We start from the raw sequence: 14,996 nt of genomic DNA, 5'->3' as shown, positions 1-14,996 counted from the left end.
GGCGAGCCTCCCCGTAGCAGGGCCCCGGGTGCCATAGCCTTCCTGAGTGAGCGCAATCGGCGATCTGACCCCCGTGCCCCGCGAGTTCCAGTCGGCTCTGACCGAACTCCGCCAGGCGAAATGCCGCAGCGAGATCCGGCTGGACGAAATTCCGGCCCCCTCGAGGCTGGCACCCTTTGCTGTGGCCCTCGGCGCTGAAGTATTCCCGGCCAGCCCGCCCCGGATGCCGGTCCATGGACCAGCGATGGCCGCCTTCGACGGCGCCGAGCCCGAGGAGCTGGCCACCGGACGGTTCATCCTCCTGCATGACCCGAATGGCTCCGAGCTGTGGGATGGCACCTTCCGGATCGTCACCTATATCCGGGCGCAACTCGAACCCGAAATGGGCAACGACTCACTTCTCGGATCGGTGGCCTGGACCTGGCTGGTGGAGTCGCTCCAGAATCACGGGGCAGAACACGGCTCGGCGGGCGGAACCGCCACCCGCATCCTTTCGGAAAGCTACGGCACGCTGACGGACCGGCCCGATAGCATCGACATCGAGCTGCGCGCATCCTGGACCCCCGGGTCGTCAATGGTGCGGAACCACCTGGAGGCCTGGGCTGAGATGGTCTGCACCTTTGCAGGCCTGCCCCCGCTCCCTGAGGGTGTCGCGTCGCTGCCAAATCGCCGCAGAAACTGAGCACTACTCCCGATGACCCGGCCCATCCTGTCCCAGCTCGCGCGTGCCACCGCGCTGGCACGGCTGCGTGAACCGCGCGGCTAGACTGGGTTCATCATGACCTCGCAGACTTCGCAGCACCCTGACGATCACACTCCAGGTGATGGCGCGCCGGTTGAGGACGCCGCCGAGCCGCTCCCTCTCCTCAACGAACCCAAAGACGGCGTGCCGCTGGTTATCGACACCCAAGCGGGTCTGGAACGGGCTGCCCGAGCCCTTGCGCAGGGCACCGGTCCGGCCGGTGTTGACGCCGAGCGCGCCTCCGGATTCCGGTACGGGCAACGCGCCTTCCTGGTACAGATCCGTCGTGAAGGATCCGGCAGCTGGCTGATCGACCCCGAACCATTCACCGACCTACGCATCATCGATGAGGCGCTTGAGGGAGTCGAATGGATCCTTCACGCCGCCACCCAGGACCTGCCCTGCCTGTCGGAGCTGGGAATGTGGCCTGATCGCCTCTTTGACACCGAACTCGCCGCCCGTATCGCTGGGATGCCGCGCGTGGGGCTGGCAGCGGTCATTGAGAGCCTGCTGGGGTACACCCTGGCTAAAGAGCACTCGGCTGCCGACTGGTCGCGCCGCCCCCTCCCCGAACCGTGGCTGCGCTACGCGGCACTCGACGTCGAGGTGCTGACAGAACTGCGCGCCGAACTCATCGCCCTTCTGACCCGCGGCGGCAAGCTCGACTTCGCCGAGCAGGAGTTTGAGCACATCCGCAGCACCCCTCCCGCTGAGCCGCGCGTCGATCCGTGGCGCAGGACGTCTGGGCTGCACCAGATCCGGGACCGCCGCCAGCTGGCAGTGGTTCGCCAGCTGTGGCTGGAGCGCGAGGACCTGGCCAAGAACCGTGACATCGCCCCGGGTCGCCTGATCCCGGATTCGGCAATCCTCGCCGCCGCCAAGGCCATGCCGACCACAGTCCCGCAGCTGCTGGGCACCAGCGGATTCCATGGTCGCGCAGCGGCGCGGGAAGCCCCACGCTGGTTGCGTTGCATCAGTGACGGCCGGTCAATGACTGATCCACCCGATCTTCAGGTACCCACCAATGCGCCTCCTCCGCCGCGGGTGTGGGCGGACAAGGATCCAGAGGCCGCTGCGCGTCTGGCGACTGCGCGCCCCCGACTGGTAGCCGCAGCAGAAGCCCTGAACCTCCCTATTGAGAATTTGTTGACTCCTGATTACCTGCGCCGCGTGGCGTGGCGCCCGCCGGCAGAGATTTCGCTTGAGTCGATGAGCGCTGCGCTGGCTGACCTTGGAGCGCGGCCGTGGCAGGTCGAGAAGACAGCTGCTGTCCTCACTGTTGCGTTCCTGGATCCCGATCCCCTGCCGGACAAGGCACAGCGGACCGCAGCCTCCGCTCGATAGCCCCTCGGTGATCGATGCCCCATTCCAGCCATCCTTGCAGGCTAAGTTACCGACAAGTAACATAGGGTCGAATCACAATCTCAACGAGGAGCAACAGGTGAGCACCAACACAGTGCCAACACAGACCGGTGCAGGTCGCCGGATCAGGGACGTCGTGTTTGTGGACGGCGTGAGGACACCGTTCGGCAAGGCAGGCGAAAAAGGCATCTACGCCGATGTCCGCGCCGACGATCTGGTGGTGAAATGCATCCGCGATCTGACGCGCCGCAATCCGTCGCTGCCCCCGGAACGAATTGACGAGGTCGCCATCGCCGCGACCACCCAGACTGGGGACCAGGGGCTGACCATTGGACGCACGGCAGCGCTGCTGGCGGGTCTCCCCCGCTCAGTCCCCGGCTTCGCGATCGACCGCATGTGCGCCGGCGCTATGACTGCCGTCACGACGACGGCGTCGGGCATCGCTTTTGGTGCCTACGACGTGGTGGTCGCCGGCGGCGTGGAGCACATGGGCCACCATCCGATGGGCGCCGACACCGACCCCAACCCCAGGTTTATGTCCGAGCAGCTGGTTGACCCGGCCGCGCTGAACATGGGGAACACTGCCGAGAACCTGCACGACCGTTTTCCCGCCATCACTAAGGAACGTACCGATGCCTACGCGATGGCCAGTCAGAGGAAGCTGGCCGCCGCCTACGCGGGCCAGCAGATTCAACCCGATCTTGTTCCCGTCGCCTCCCGGAAAGCCGGGACCGGTTGGACGCTCAACACGGTTGACGAGCCTCCCCGTCCAGGAACCACCACTGAGGACCTCGCCGCGCTGCGCACTCCGTTCCGTTCGCACGGCCGGGTCACAGCAGGCAATGCTGCGGGGCTGAACGACGGCGCTACTGCCGCACTGCTCGCCTCCTCGGATACTGCGGCAGAACTGGGACTGACCGCCAAGATGCGACTGGTGGCATACGCCTTCGCAGGCGTCGAGCCCGAGGTAATGGGGATCGGACCGGTGCCCGCCACGGAAAAAGCACTGCGGCAGGCAGGGCTGTCCATCGACGACATCGGGCTGTTTGAGATCAACGAGGCATTCGCTGTGCAGGTGCTTTCCTTCCTTGACCACTTCGATATTGCCGACGACGACCCCCGCGTCAACCGCTATGGCGGCGCCATCGCCGTCGGGCACCCGCTCGCCTCCTCGGGTGTGCGGCTCATGCTGCAACTCGCGCGGCAGTTCGAGGAAGACCCATCGGTCCGATACGGCATAACCACCATGTGTATCGGCCTCGGCATGGGCGCAACGCTCATCTGGGAAAACCCCCACCACCCGGACTACTCGTCGACCGCAGCGGAGGACGCAGCATGAGCTTTGACCGTTTTGAGGAACTCGCAGCACTGGTCCCGGGTGAAGTAGTCACCCACTCCTATGTGCAGGACGTTGCCCTTCCCCAGGGCGCTGGGACCCTTGCCCTGATCACGCTGGACAACGGCCTGGACCACACGAAGCCAACAACTCTCGGGCCCAATACTTTGATCGAACTTGGTCGGGTACTTGAGGGGTTGAAGGCGCGCGCCGCCAATGGTGAGCTCGTCGCCGTCGGAATCACCGGAAAGCCCTACTTTCTGGTGGCTGGGGCTGACCTGTCGACGGTCAAGTCCCTCAAGGCCGCCCAGTACGGCAGCCTCATGGCCGAGCTGGGCCACGAAGCCTACAACCTGCTGGGCAACCTGGGGGTCCCCAGCTTTGCCTTCATCAACGGGGTAGCACTCGGTGGCGGCCTGGAAGTAGCCCTCGCGGCTGACTACCGCACCATCTCCACCGGGGCCAGCGGCATCGGCCTGCCGGAGGCATTCATTGGACTCGTTCCGGGGTGGGGTGGGGTCTATCGGCTACCCCGCCTGATCGGTCCCGCAGCGGCAATCAAGGTGATGATCGAGAATCCCCTGAGCAACAACCGGATGCTCGACGGGCGGGCCGCTTTTGGGATGGGCATCGCCGATGTCCTCCTGGAGCCGGCAGATTTCCTTGAGCAATCCCTCGCCTGGGCCGCTGGAGTGCTGAAGGACAGTTCCGCAGTGAAAGGACGCCGCGCCGAGCACGCCACCTACACGGACGCTGATTGGGATGCAGCCACTGCAGCCGGGCGGGCATTCGTGGCTGCGAAGACCTCCAACGCAGCACCGGCCCCGGGGAAAGTCCTGGACCTGTTCGAGGCCGGGAAAAACCGCACCCGCGAAGAGTCTGCGGCCGCCGAGTGCGAGGCCCTGACCTACCTCATGCAGACTCCCGAGTTCCACTCGACCGTCTATGCGTTCCTGGACCTGGTCCAGAAGCGGGCCAAGCGTCCGGCCGGCGCGCCCGACCGGAAGCTGGCGCGCAAGGTGACCAAGGTCGGCGTCGTCGGCGCGGGACTGATGGCCGGACAATTGGCCCTGCTGTTCGCCCGCCAGCTTAAGGTGCCGGTGGTCCTCACCGACATCGACCAGGCGCGCGTCGACAAGGGTGTGGAGTACGTTCATGCCGAAGTCGACAGGCTCCGCTCGAAGAAACGGCTCTCCCCTGACGCGGCGAACCGCACCAAGGCGCTGGTCACCGGTTCGGTCTCCAAGGAGGCATTCGCCGACGCAGACTTCGTCATCGAGGCGGTCTTCGAGGAGATGGGCGTCAAGAAGACTGTCTTCGCTGAGGTGGAGGCTGTGGTGTCAGCCGAGTGCATTCTCGCCACCAACACCTCCTCGCTGTCAGTCACTGAGATGGCAGCGGATCTGGCCCACCCCGAGCGGGTCGTAGGTTTCCACTTCTTCAATCCAGTAGCAGCCATGCCGCTGCTGGAGATCGTCAAGGCGCCGCACACCGACGACGCCGTGCTGGCGACAGCGTTTGCACTGGCGAAGGACCTCCGGAAGTCAGCAGTGCTGGTCCAGGATGCTCCGGCCTTCGTTGTCAACAGGATCCTTGGCCGGATGTTTGGTGAGATCACGGCTGTGTTCGATGAGGGAACCGACGCTGAGACCGCCGACAATGCCCTGCGTCCCATGGGCCTGCCCATGACTCCGTTCCGGTTGCTTGCCCTGGTGGGGTTGCCGGTCGGCCAGCACGTGCAGGAGTCATTGAATACGGCGTTCGGCGACCGTTTCCATGTCTCGGGAAACCAGCAGAAACTCATTGACGCGGGCGTCAAAGGTCTCTGGGTGAAGGGTGACGACGGCGCTGAGAGTGTACCGGAGTCAACGTGGGAGTTGATGTCTCGCGGCGATTCGCCGTCGGACAGTGTCCAGGTGCTCCGCCGGACGCAGGATGCACTCGCCGATGAGATTGGGCGGATGCTCGATGAGGGTGTGGTGGCTGCTCCTGAGGACATCGATCTGTGCGTCATCCTCGGTGCTGGCTGGCCGTTCCACCTGGGCGGCATCACCCCGTATCTCGACCGGGTTGGTGCGTCGGAGCGGGTCACCGGAAAGACCTTCCACTAGGCACGCACCCTGCCCTTGCCCATTGACCAGAAACCGGCGTCCGCACCAGTAAGCCAGGTGCGGACGCCGGTTTCTCATGTATCAGGGGCGGTGGAGTAGCCAGATAAGTTGTGAACACGGCACGTCCGCCCCCATCAGCAGGTCCACCGCAGCAGGAGAACAATGAATGTTATCTATACAGCCGAAGCCATCGCCACCGGAGCCGGACGTAACGGCCGCACACGCACCGACGACGGCCAGGTCGACTTCGCCCTTGCCGCCCCCAAGGCTCTTGGCGGCTCGGGGGAAGGAACCAATCCAGAGCAGCTCTCTGCCGCCGGTTATGCCGCCTGTTTTCATTCAGCGCTGCAACTGGTGGCTCGGGAGGCACAGTCCGATCTTGGAGACTCAAGTGTTGGCGCAAAGGTCGGACTGGCACGCAACGATAGCGGGGGCTTTTCCCTTCAGGTGACCCTTGAGGTAGTTGTCCCAGGCCTCGCACAGGAGGAGGCGCAGGTCCTCGCGGATAAGGCACACCAGGTGTGCCCCTACAGCAACGCCATCCAGGGAAACATCGACGTCAGTGTTGCTGTGTCAGACGACTAGGTACTGAGCGACTAAGTACTGAGGGCATAAATCCCTCGCGACCGATCCCGGAAGGCCCTGGCCGTTGAGCCCAATCACTGTGCTCCCGCCGGCCAGGGCCTTAGTGAGTCACGGCCGAGACTGGCGAGCCGAATCGACGGCCGGTGGTAACCGATCTTCCCCGTGGCCCAGTTCCGCTGCCGCAAATGCTGGGTCATCAGCATAGGACTTCAGTTTCGCTACCCGATAAATAATCAGCCCATAAACGGCTTTCGCTGCAATATCGGCGATCGAGTAGCCGGCTTGCTTCAGGACCCAGGCATCGGCGCCGTCAAAACCGAGCAGTGGCAGGGCATAGGCAACTGGATACACGAGCCAGCTCACCACCAGAAGCACGCGCAGCCGTCCAAGGAGCACTTTGACCTGGGGGGGCTGCCGATCCAGCGACTTCGTCAGTTCAACGAAGAGCACATACAGGATGTACAGGAACGGGATGGTGGACAGGATTCCCCACAGGATACGCATGTCATCCGTGGCGCCCGTCTCACCCGGATACCCCAGCACGATCATGAGCGTCGCCGCCGGAACGAGCTTCATCAGCAGCCTTGCCTGAATCTTTCGCGCAAGCGCCAGAACGGCGATGAGCTCGACCAGCAGTAGCGGCACAGTCAGGAGCCAATCGACGTAGCGGTAACCTTCGTTGAAGGAAAAGCCCGGCGCCTGGCTGTAAATCCCGACTCCGCCAGGCGCGTCGGTAACGAATGCGGCTTTGAAGGAATCGAAGATACGGAAATAGTGGTAGGCAGCGATCCCGCAGACCACTGCTGCGATGATAAGCGCCTGCCGGTAGCGGGGAAGTACTCGTTGGAGGGCAAGGACGAGAAATAACGCTGTGAACAATTGTGCTGCGATAACAAGTGAGAGCAGGTTGTACACGGTGTCGAACTGACCCTGGGTTAGATCCACGGGGATCATTTGTGTGCTCCTTTGCACTGATTGGGCGATCGAAACACACCGGATGGAATTGGAAGTAGTCCAGTTCCAACCAGTCTGTGCACGTATTCTACGCTCAGTAGAAGCGATTTATCTACGCTCTGTAGAAGAAAGGTGGGCCCTGGAACAGCAAAGGCTCCGGACCACAATGGTTCGGAGCCTCACGGCCGCCCTGAAGCTCACGCGGTAACCGGCAATAGACGCAGCTGGAGCCGGGCTAGGCAGCTGACTTAGGGAAGATCCGGTCAAGTTCCTGAAGCTCAGTTTCCGTGGGTACCCAGCACACCGCCTCGGCATTCTGCTGGATTTGCTCAGGCTTGGTGGCCCCAGCAATCACTGACGCCACTGACGGCTGGGCCGCCAACCAGGAGAATGCCACCTGCAGCTCAGTCAGGTCCCGGGCCCGGGCGAACGCACCGAAGTCGGCGAGCTGGTCCCAGTCAGCTCCTTCGAGCAGATTGGTACGGGAGTGGGTGAGACGGCTCCCCGGGGGAACCTTCGACGCGCTGTATTTACCGGTGAGCAGCCCGTTGGCCAGCGGAAAGAAGGGAAGCACTCCGATTCCGTACGCAACAGCTGCCGGAACCACCTCAGACTCGATCGCGCGCTCGAGGAGGTTCCACTGGTTTTGCGCCGAAATGAACGGCGTGTATCCGCCGAGCTGCGCAACGAACTCGGCCTCGGCGACCTGCCAGCCTGCACGGTTCGAGTGCCCGATATACCTGACCTTGCCACTCTTGACCAGCGTATCGAGTGCCGACAGTGTTTCATCGATGGGAGTCAACTTATCCGGGGCATGAAACTGGTACAGGTCAATCCACTCGGTGCCGAGACGCCGCAGGGATGCCTCGACTGCCTTCATGATGTAGCGACGCGATCCTCGTGCACCCCAGTCGGGGCCGTTGGCGCCCTTGAGGTCCAACCCAAACTTGGTGGCGATCAGCACGTCGTCACGGTTCTTGAGGAGGGCCTTGCCGAGCATTTCCTCGCTCACGCCAGGAGTCTTGCCGTAGGAGTCCGCCACGTCGAAGAAGTTGATCCCGGCGTCGACCGCCGCACTGATCACCGCGTTGGTGCCGCGCTGGGTTTCGGTAGGCGTCCCGGGACGGCCCAAATTGTTGCACCCAAGCCCCACCACTGAGACGTTCAGTCCGGAGTTGCCAAGTCTGCGATATTCAGTCATTGCACTACGCTACAACACCGGTTACCCGAGGCACCTTTCGGCGCCCCGGGTGTGATCCGGTGTGTTGGGGCTCAGGCGAACCAGATGCCAATTTCGCGCTGGGCCGACTCGGCGGAGTCCGAACCGTGGACCAGGTTCTGCTGCACCTTCAAGCCCCAGTCCCTGCCGAGATCCCCGCGGATGGTCCCGGGTGCAGCCGCTGTCGGCTCGGTGGCACCGGCGAGGGACCGGAAGCCCTCGATGACCCGCTCGCCTTCAAAGATTGCCGCCACGACTGGCCCGCTGAGCATGAACTCGACGAGAGGCTCGAAGAATGGTTTGCCGACATGCTCGGCGTAGTGCTCTTCGAGGACGTCTCGGGTAGCTGAGACCAGCTTCAGGTCCACGAGGGTGTACCCCTTGGCTTCTACCCGGGACAGAATGGTCCCGGTCAGTGCGCGGGAAACGCCGTCGGGCTTGATCAGTACAAGAGTGCGTTCAGCGCTCACAGAAGTCCTCCAAAGTGTTGGGTATGGCCAGTGGAACTCTACTAAAGATTAACCCCGGGCTCCGACCCGCCCTCCGGGTTGGCCCGCTCCCATTCGGCCTGCTGGCGGTCCCGCTCGACGTTCTCCGCGTCGAGGCGGATCCCGGTACGGATCCCATACAGCCAGGTCAGGGCGAACAGCACCCCAACTAGGAACATGGTGGGTTCGATGAACCCGGTGGCGATGATCACGAGCTGGAGAACCCAGCCGATGGCAATGCCGTAGGGCTTGGTGAGGAACGCACACGAGCCGATCAGCCCCAGAGCCAGGGCGATTCCCACGGAGAGGATCAACACCGGCGAGATGGTGTCGCGCAGCAAGCCAAATGCGGCGAGGGTAGCAAACAGCACCACCAGCGCCTCAAGGGTAAGGACCACCGAGGCAAAGGTGACTTTGATGGAACGCCGCTGCTTAGGCATTCCGGGCCGCCACTCGCGCTGTGCCTTGGTCATGCGACGCTTTCGGTTCTGCTCCATGTCTATCCCACCCTATTTGCCCAGCAGGGTGCGGGCCTCCCCCACCACCGTGATGGAACCGGTAATGAGGATGCCCCCTGCGAGATCGTTGTTTTCCTCGGCCTTCATGACCGCCCACTCCAGGGCGTCGTCGAGCCGTTCGGCAATGTGGACATTTTCTTCGGCGAAACCAGCAGCCAACGCATCCTGCAGGAGCTCGGCCGCGGGAATAGCACGCGGCGAGGTCGACTGGGTGAGGCAGATGTCTTCGAGGATGCCACCCAGTTCCTCATGCAACTCGGCCAGGATAGCTCCCGCATCCTTATCCCGCAGCACCCCGATCACCAGGATCAGCCGGCTGAAGTCGAAGGCTTCTTTGACAGCTGCAGCGGTCGCCCTGGCCCCGGCAGCGTTGTGTGCGGCGTCGACAATGATGCTCGGTGCAGTGCGCACCACTTCGATCCGCCCCGGCGAGGTGACGGTCCGCAACCCTTCGCGGACCACAGCCACATCGAGTTCGCGGGTCCCGCCACCAATGAATGCCTCGACGGCTGCGACGGCGACGGCGGCGTTCTGCGCCTGGTGTGCCCCATGCAGGGGCAGCAGAAGTTCCTCGTACCGGCCGGCTATCCCGTTGATGGACAGCACCTGACCGCCGACGCCGATCGTCCGAGTCTCCACCCCGAATTCCACCCCCTCGAAACGGAACTCGATGCCGACCTCCCGGGCCCGTTCGAGCAGCACCTGCGCTGCCTCCTGGGGCTGTGCCGCACTGATCAGGAACCCGCCGGGCTTGATGATCCCCGACTTTTCCAACGCAATATCGTATTCGGTGTCGCCCAGCAGTTCGGTGTGGTCAAGGGAAATCGGCGTGACGACAGCCACCTGGCCGTCGCCCACGTTGGTGGCGTCGGTGATTCCACCGAGGCCGACCTCGATGATCGCGACGTCGACCGGCTCATCGGCGAAGACGGCGAACGCGAGAATGGTGATGCTTTCGAAATAGGTCAGGCGGGGGTCTCTCGCTGCCTCCAGTTCGCCGTCGATGATGTCCAGGAATGGCCGGATCTCGTCCCAGATCCTGACAAAGGTCTCGTCCGACACCGGTTCGCCGTCGATGCTGATCCGCTCGGTGACGCTGCTCAGGTGCGGGCTTGTGTAGCGCCCGGTCCGCAATTCGTGCGCCCGCAGGATGCCCTCGACCATGCGTGCGGTAGAGGTTTTCCCGTTGGTGCCGGTCAGGTGGATGATCGGGTACGCCTTATTGGGTTCGCCGAGGATTTCCATCGCCCTGATCATCGGGGCCATCCTGGGTTCCATCTTATTCTCGGGGGCCCGGCTCAGCAGTTCCGCGTAAACGCTTTCTACCGAGAACTTGTCGAATGGTGTGGGCGTCGGACCGCTTGGCTCTGAATCCATTGACTCAGGGGTGTGCTGGCTCATGGGTGCCTCTCTACTGTGACGGTGAACTCGCCATCCGTTGGCGCCGCAGCGACAACGTGCAGGTCGTTGGTCAGCGTTTCCGCTTTGATGAGTGCAGCGTTCGATGTCAGGGCGTCGACCAGTTCCGGTGCAACACCAAGAGTGGTCACGATCCGGTCGCTGATGTGCAGGTCGGCGTCGCGGCGGGCCTGTTGAATGGCACGGATGGCGTCCCGTGCCGAGCCCTCAGCAGCGAGCTCAGCGGTCACCCCGGTATCGAGCACGAGGAAGCCGCCCCCGGGCAGGACGGTTACGGCCTTGCCGGAGTTGTCGCCGTCGTCGGCCACCACTGTTTCCAGCGCGTACTCGTGTGGCTCGAGGATCAGCCCACCAGCGGTCACAGCGCCGTCGGCCGAGACCGACCAGTCGCCGGACTTGGCTGCTGTGATGGCTGCCTGGACGCTCTTGCCCAGGCGCGGGCCCGCGGCCCGGGCATTCACCACGAGTTTCTGCACAATCCCGAACTCCTCGGGGGACGCATCGTCCGCGTCGAGCAGCCGAACCTTCTTGATGTTGAGCTCATCGGCAATGATCCCCTGGTACTGGCCGTCGAGGTTGCCAGCTGACGGCGCTACCACAGTGAGGCTGGCCAGCGGCAACCTCACCCGCAAGTTCGCCGCCTTGCGAAGACTCGACCCAGTGGAGCAGATCTGGCGGGTGCGCTCCATCCGCTCCACGAGATCAGGAGCTTCAGGGAACGCTGACGCTGCCGGCCAGTCGGTCAGGTGCACCGAACGGCCGCCGGTGAGTCCACGCCAGATTTCCTCGGTGACGAGGGGCAGGAGGGGTGCTGCTGCCCGGCAAACCGCTTCGAGGCAGGTGTAGAGCACGTCGAAAGCGTCGGTGTTTTCGTCAAAGAACCGCTGCCGACTCCGGCGGACATACCAATTGGTCAGGGTATCGAGGTAGCGGCGCAGGGTTTCGCAGGCGTCACTGATGTTGAAGGCATCGAGCGACACTGTGATGTCCCGCACCAGGTTTCCGGTGTAGGCAAGGATGTACCGATCGACTGGCTCAGTAAGACGGTCAGCCTGTTCCGGGCTGACCGTGGTGGCCTCATATCCTGTCCCCCCGGCAGCCGCGTTGGTGTAGAGGCTGAAGAAGTGCCAGACATTCCAGAGGGGCAGGATGACCTGCCGGACCCCGTCACGGATGCCCTGCTCGGTGACGATGAGGTTGCCGCCACGCAGCACCGGCGATGACATGAGGAACCAGCGCATGGCGTCGGCGCCATCACGATCGAGGACCTCTGTGACATCCGGGTAGTTGCCCAAACTCTTGGACGCCTTCTGCCCATCGTCGCCCAGGACGATGCCGTGGCTGATCACGTTGCGGAACGCTGGCCGGTCGAACAGGGCTGTGGAGAGCACATGCAGCATGTAGAACCAGCCGCGGGTCTGGCCGATGTACTCAACGATGAAGTCCGCCGGGTTGTGGGACTCGAACCATTCCTGGTTTTCCATTGGGTAGTGCACCTGGGCGAAGGGCATGGAGCCTGAGTCGAACCAGACATCCAGTACATCCTCGACCCGGCGCATGGTGGACTGACCCTCTTCCGGGGAGCGGGGGTCGTCGGGGTTGGGCCGGGTCAGTTCATCGATGAAGGGACGGTGGAGGTCCGGCTCCCCCGCCTTGTTCAGCGGCAGCCTGCCGAAGTCAGCCTGGATCTCGGCGAGCGAACCATACACGTCGGTTCGCGGGTAGGCAGGGTCATCAGAGAGCCAGACCGGGATAGGGCTGCCCCAGTACCGGTTGCGACTGATCGACCAGTCCCTGGCGTTCTGCAGCCACTTGCCGAACTGTCCATCCTTGACATTCTGGGGGATCCAGTTGATGTCCTGGTTGAGGTCAACCATCCGGTCCTTGATCTTGGTGACCTCAACAAACCAGGACGACACAGCGCGATAGATCAGCGGGTTGCGGCACCGCCAGCAGTGCGGGTAGCTGTGCACATAGCTGGCCTGGCGAACCAGCCGGCCACTATCCTTCAGCACCCGGGTGATGGGCTTGTTGGCATCGAAGACCCGCAGTCCGACAATGTTGGCGAGCGGCCCCTGCCCGTACATCGGCAGGAAGCGAGCGCCCTCATCCACTGAGAGGATGACCTGGATGCCGGCCTCCTCGCAGATTTTTTGGTCCTCCTCGCCGTAGGCCGGCGACTGGTGCACGATGCCGGTGCCGTCGGTGGTCGTCACGTAGTCAGCCACCAGGAAGCGGAAGGCGTTGCGGTAGCCACCCTGTTCCGGGTCGAGAAGGTAATCCCAGAGCGGTTCGTAGGTCAGATCGGCCAGCTCGGTGCCGTGCAGGGTGCGCTCGACGGCGGCAGTCGCCTCCTTGGCTGACGCGTAGCCGAGGTCCTTGGCGTAGTTGCCCAGCAGGTCAGCGGCGATGAGGAAGCGGCGGTCGTCCTCGGCCAGCGCCGGGCCGGCGGGAACCACAGCGTAGGCGATATCCGGTCCGACGGCGAGAGCGGCGTTGGTGGGCAGGGTCCAGGGAGTTGTGGTCCAGGCAAGGGCGTGGACTCCTGAGAGCTCCTGCGATAGTCCGGTGCTGCCCGCGAGGATGGGAAAGGTCACTGTGACTGTCTGGTCCTGGCGGTCCTGGTACACGTCGTCGTCCATCCGCAGCTCGTGGTTGGACAGCGGCGTTTCATCGTTCCAGCAGTACGGGAGCACCCGATAACCGTTGTACGTCAGTCCCTTGTCGTACAGGTTCTTGAACGCCCAGATGACCGACTCCATGTAGTCGACGTTCAGCGTCTTGTAGTCGTTGTCGAAGTCCACCCAGCGCGCCTGGCGGGTGACGTAGTCCTGCCACTCCCCGGCATACTTCATGACCGATGACCGGCAGGCGTCGTTGAACTTGTCGATGCCCATGGCTTCGATCTGGGCCTTGTCGCTCATCCCCAACTGCTTCATGGCTTCCAGCTCGGCGGGCAGCCCGTGCGTGTCCCAGCCGAAGCGGCGCTCAACCCGGTGGCCGCGCTGGGTCTGGTAGCGGCCCACCAGGTCTTTGGCGTAGCCGGTCAGGAGGTGGCCGTAGTGAGGCAGACCGTTGGCGAAGGGGGGGCCATCGTAGAAAACAAACTCGTTGGAGCCGTTCTCGCCGCCGGGGAGGTCGGCTCCACGGGCGTCGATTGATGCCTGAAAGGTACAGTCGTTGTCCCAGTATTTGAGGATGCGTTCCTCAATCTCAGGGAACCGCGGGGACGCCGAAGAAGAAGCGGCAGACGAGACAGCGCCATCTGAGCTGGTGGCCTTGGGGTAGATCTGTGGCATGTTGTTCATCCTGTAGGCAAGGTGTGGTTTATTACCTGCGAGGACGTGTCCAACCGGTTCAGGTCATCCTGCACCCTGCGCGTTGAACCCGCGGTACCACCTCACTTGCCGCCGACACCAAGAAATCCTGGCGCGGCTGCCACTTAGTGACCGCTGTGACGGGCTTACCCGTCCGGTTCTACTACTCCGTTGTTCGTCTGACGGACTGTTCGTCTGACGTGGGGCGGAAGTTCTTCCGGAAGCTCACCGGAGATAGCCGGTTCAACGCTGTTGTTTCCAGTCTAGCCGACATTGGCTACCGCGTCTGGGACTACTGTTTCCGGATCACCTTGTGCGCTGCAGCCTGCGCGAGTGGGCGGACCACAATCTCGTCGAGGTTCACATGGTGGGGCACCGTCACTGCATAGGTGATGATGTCCGCGACATCCTCACTGGTTAGCGGCTTTTCAACGCCGTCGTACACTTTCGACGCGGCATCGGCGTTGCCGAGCCGGTTCAGGGAGAACTCCTCGGTCTGGACCATGCCGGGCAGCACCTCGATCACGCGCACGCCGTGCTCGGCTTCCTCGAGCCGAAGCGCCCTGGTCATGGCCCGCTGCGCAGCCTTCGCCGCGTTGTAGCCGGCACCGCCTTCGTAGGAGACCATGCCGGCGGTGGAGGTCAGGTTAAGCACAGTACCGCCCTCCCTCTGCGCCCTGAGCAGTGGAAGGAACGCCCTGATCATTTTCATGGTGCCCACCACGTTCGCCTGGTACATCCAGTCCCAATCGGCTGTCTTCGCCTGCGCCAGGGGATCCGCTCCGCGCGCTCCCCCGGCAATGTTGACCAGCGTGTCGGCACCACCGGCGTCGGCAACAATCCCGAGCAGCCGCTCGACGGCGTCGTCCTCGGTGATGTCGGTCGGCACGGCGATCGCCCCGGTCTCGGCGGCGAGCGCTTCCAGGCGGTCGGCGCGGCGGGCCT

Annotated in this window: 12 protein-coding genes; 5 read left to right on the top strand and 7 right to left on the bottom strand. The window is 63.5% G+C overall.

Annotation, left to right across the window (positions count from 1 at the left end):
* Nucleotides 1-46 precede the first annotated feature (46 nt).
* From Y703_RS0107090 to Y703_RS0107070, 5 genes are all read left to right on the top strand, one after another.
* Nucleotides 47-682, top strand: a complete 636-nt coding sequence (locus tag Y703_RS0107090; protein ID WP_026552148.1) for a DUF3000 domain-containing protein — start codon at nucleotides 47-49, stop codon at nucleotides 680-682.
* Nucleotides 683-778: 96 nt separating this feature from the next.
* Nucleotides 779-2,086 carry an HRDC domain-containing protein gene (locus Y703_RS0107085; RefSeq protein ID WP_026552147.1) on the top strand — a complete coding sequence of 436 codons (1,308 nt, stop codon included), beginning with the start codon at nucleotides 779-781 and terminating at the stop codon, nucleotides 2,084-2,086.
* Nucleotides 2,087-2,183: 97 nt separating this feature from the next.
* Complete coding sequence (locus tag Y703_RS0107080; RefSeq protein WP_173400620.1) at nucleotides 2,184-3,443, top strand: thiolase family protein; 1,260 nt, start codon at nucleotides 2,184-2,186, stop codon at nucleotides 3,441-3,443.
* Nucleotides 3,440-5,551 carry a 3-hydroxyacyl-CoA dehydrogenase NAD-binding domain-containing protein gene (locus Y703_RS0107075; protein WP_026552145.1) on the top strand — a complete coding sequence of 704 codons (2,112 nt, stop codon included), beginning with the start codon at nucleotides 3,440-3,442 and terminating at the stop codon, nucleotides 5,549-5,551. The genes Y703_RS0107080 and Y703_RS0107075 overlap by 4 nt, the downstream gene beginning before the upstream one ends.
* Nucleotides 5,552-5,713: 162 nt before the next feature.
* On the top strand, nucleotides 5,714-6,136 hold the full coding sequence (locus Y703_RS0107070; protein WP_026552144.1) for an organic hydroperoxide resistance protein: 423 nt from the start codon (nucleotides 5,714-5,716) through the stop codon (nucleotides 6,134-6,136).
* Between the two features lie 108 nt (nucleotides 6,137-6,244).
* Here the strand turns inward: Y703_RS0107070 and Y703_RS18510 are convergent, their stop codons facing one another.
* From Y703_RS18510 to Y703_RS18505, 7 genes are all read right to left on the bottom strand, one after another.
* A complete protein-coding gene (locus tag Y703_RS18510) occupies nucleotides 6,245-7,090 on the bottom strand; it encodes a bacteriorhodopsin-like (RefSeq protein ID WP_051427381.1) in 846 nt (281 codons plus the stop codon).
* 235 nt (nucleotides 7,091-7,325) lie between these two features.
* Nucleotides 7,326-8,291 (bottom strand): aldo/keto reductase, encoded by a 966-nt coding sequence (locus Y703_RS0107060; RefSeq protein ID WP_026552143.1) that lies wholly within the window; start codon nucleotides 8,289-8,291, stop codon nucleotides 7,326-7,328.
* A gap of 71 nt (nucleotides 8,292-8,362) precedes the next feature.
* On the bottom strand, nucleotides 8,363-8,779 hold the full coding sequence (gene ndk, locus Y703_RS0107055) for a nucleoside-diphosphate kinase (RefSeq protein ID WP_026552142.1): 417 nt from the start codon (nucleotides 8,777-8,779) through the stop codon (nucleotides 8,363-8,365).
* A gap of 41 nt (nucleotides 8,780-8,820) precedes the next feature.
* Complete coding sequence (locus tag Y703_RS0107050; RefSeq protein ID WP_026552141.1) at nucleotides 8,821-9,270, bottom strand: DUF4233 domain-containing protein; 450 nt, start codon at nucleotides 9,268-9,270, stop codon at nucleotides 8,821-8,823.
* A gap of 36 nt (nucleotides 9,271-9,306) precedes the next feature.
* Nucleotides 9,307-10,692, bottom strand: a complete 1,386-nt coding sequence (locus tag Y703_RS0107045) for a bifunctional folylpolyglutamate synthase/dihydrofolate synthase (RefSeq protein ID WP_026552140.1) — start codon at nucleotides 10,690-10,692, stop codon at nucleotides 9,307-9,309.
* Nucleotides 10,693-10,712: 20 nt separating this feature from the next.
* On the bottom strand, nucleotides 10,713-14,042 hold the full coding sequence (gene ileS, locus Y703_RS0107040) for an isoleucine--tRNA ligase (RefSeq protein WP_026552139.1): 3,330 nt from the start codon (nucleotides 14,040-14,042) through the stop codon (nucleotides 10,713-10,715).
* 301 nt (nucleotides 14,043-14,343) lie between these two features.
* Nucleotides 14,344-14,996: SDR family oxidoreductase (locus Y703_RS18505; protein WP_035764153.1), on the bottom strand; the 653-nt coding region annotated here is incomplete at its 5' end.

Origin of the sequence: Arthrobacter sp. H20, assembly GCF_000520515.1 — a bacterium.
Taxonomy (GTDB): domain Bacteria; phylum Actinomycetota; class Actinomycetes; order Actinomycetales; family Micrococcaceae; genus Arthrobacter_D.
The sequence above is the reverse complement of the archived record's forward strand: the minus strand, read 5'-3'. Positions and strand labels throughout refer to the sequence as shown.

What these genes read in the sequence shown, in the direction of transcription:
- Y703_RS0107085 (WP_026552147.1), top strand. Translation starts at nt 779, where the DNA reads ATGACCTCGCAGACTTCGCAGCACCCTGACGATCACACTCCAGGTGAT.
- Y703_RS0107075 (WP_026552145.1), top strand. Translation starts at nt 3,440, where the DNA reads ATGAGCTTTGACCGTTTTGAGGAACTCGCAGCACTGGTCCCGGGTGAA.
- Y703_RS0107070 (WP_026552144.1), top strand. Translation starts at nt 5,714, where the DNA reads ATGAATGTTATCTATACAGCCGAAGCCATCGCCACCGGAGCCGGACGT.
- Y703_RS18510 (WP_051427381.1), bottom strand. Translation starts at nt 7,090, where the DNA reads ATGATCCCCGTGGATCTAACCCAGGGTCAGTTCGACACCGTGTACAAC.
- Y703_RS0107060 (WP_026552143.1), bottom strand. Translation starts at nt 8,291, where the DNA reads ATGACTGAATATCGCAGACTTGGCAACTCCGGACTGAACGTCTCAGTG.
- Y703_RS0107050 (WP_026552141.1), bottom strand. Translation starts at nt 9,270, where the DNA reads ATGACCAAGGCACAGCGCGAGTGGCGGCCCGGAATGCCTAAGCAGCGG.
- Y703_RS0107045 (WP_026552140.1), bottom strand. Translation starts at nt 10,692, where the DNA reads ATGGATTCAGAGCCAAGCGGTCCGACGCCCACACCATTCGACAAGTTC.
- ileS (WP_026552139.1), bottom strand. Translation starts at nt 14,042, where the DNA reads ATGAACAACATGCCACAGATCTACCCCAAGGCCACCAGCTCAGATGGC.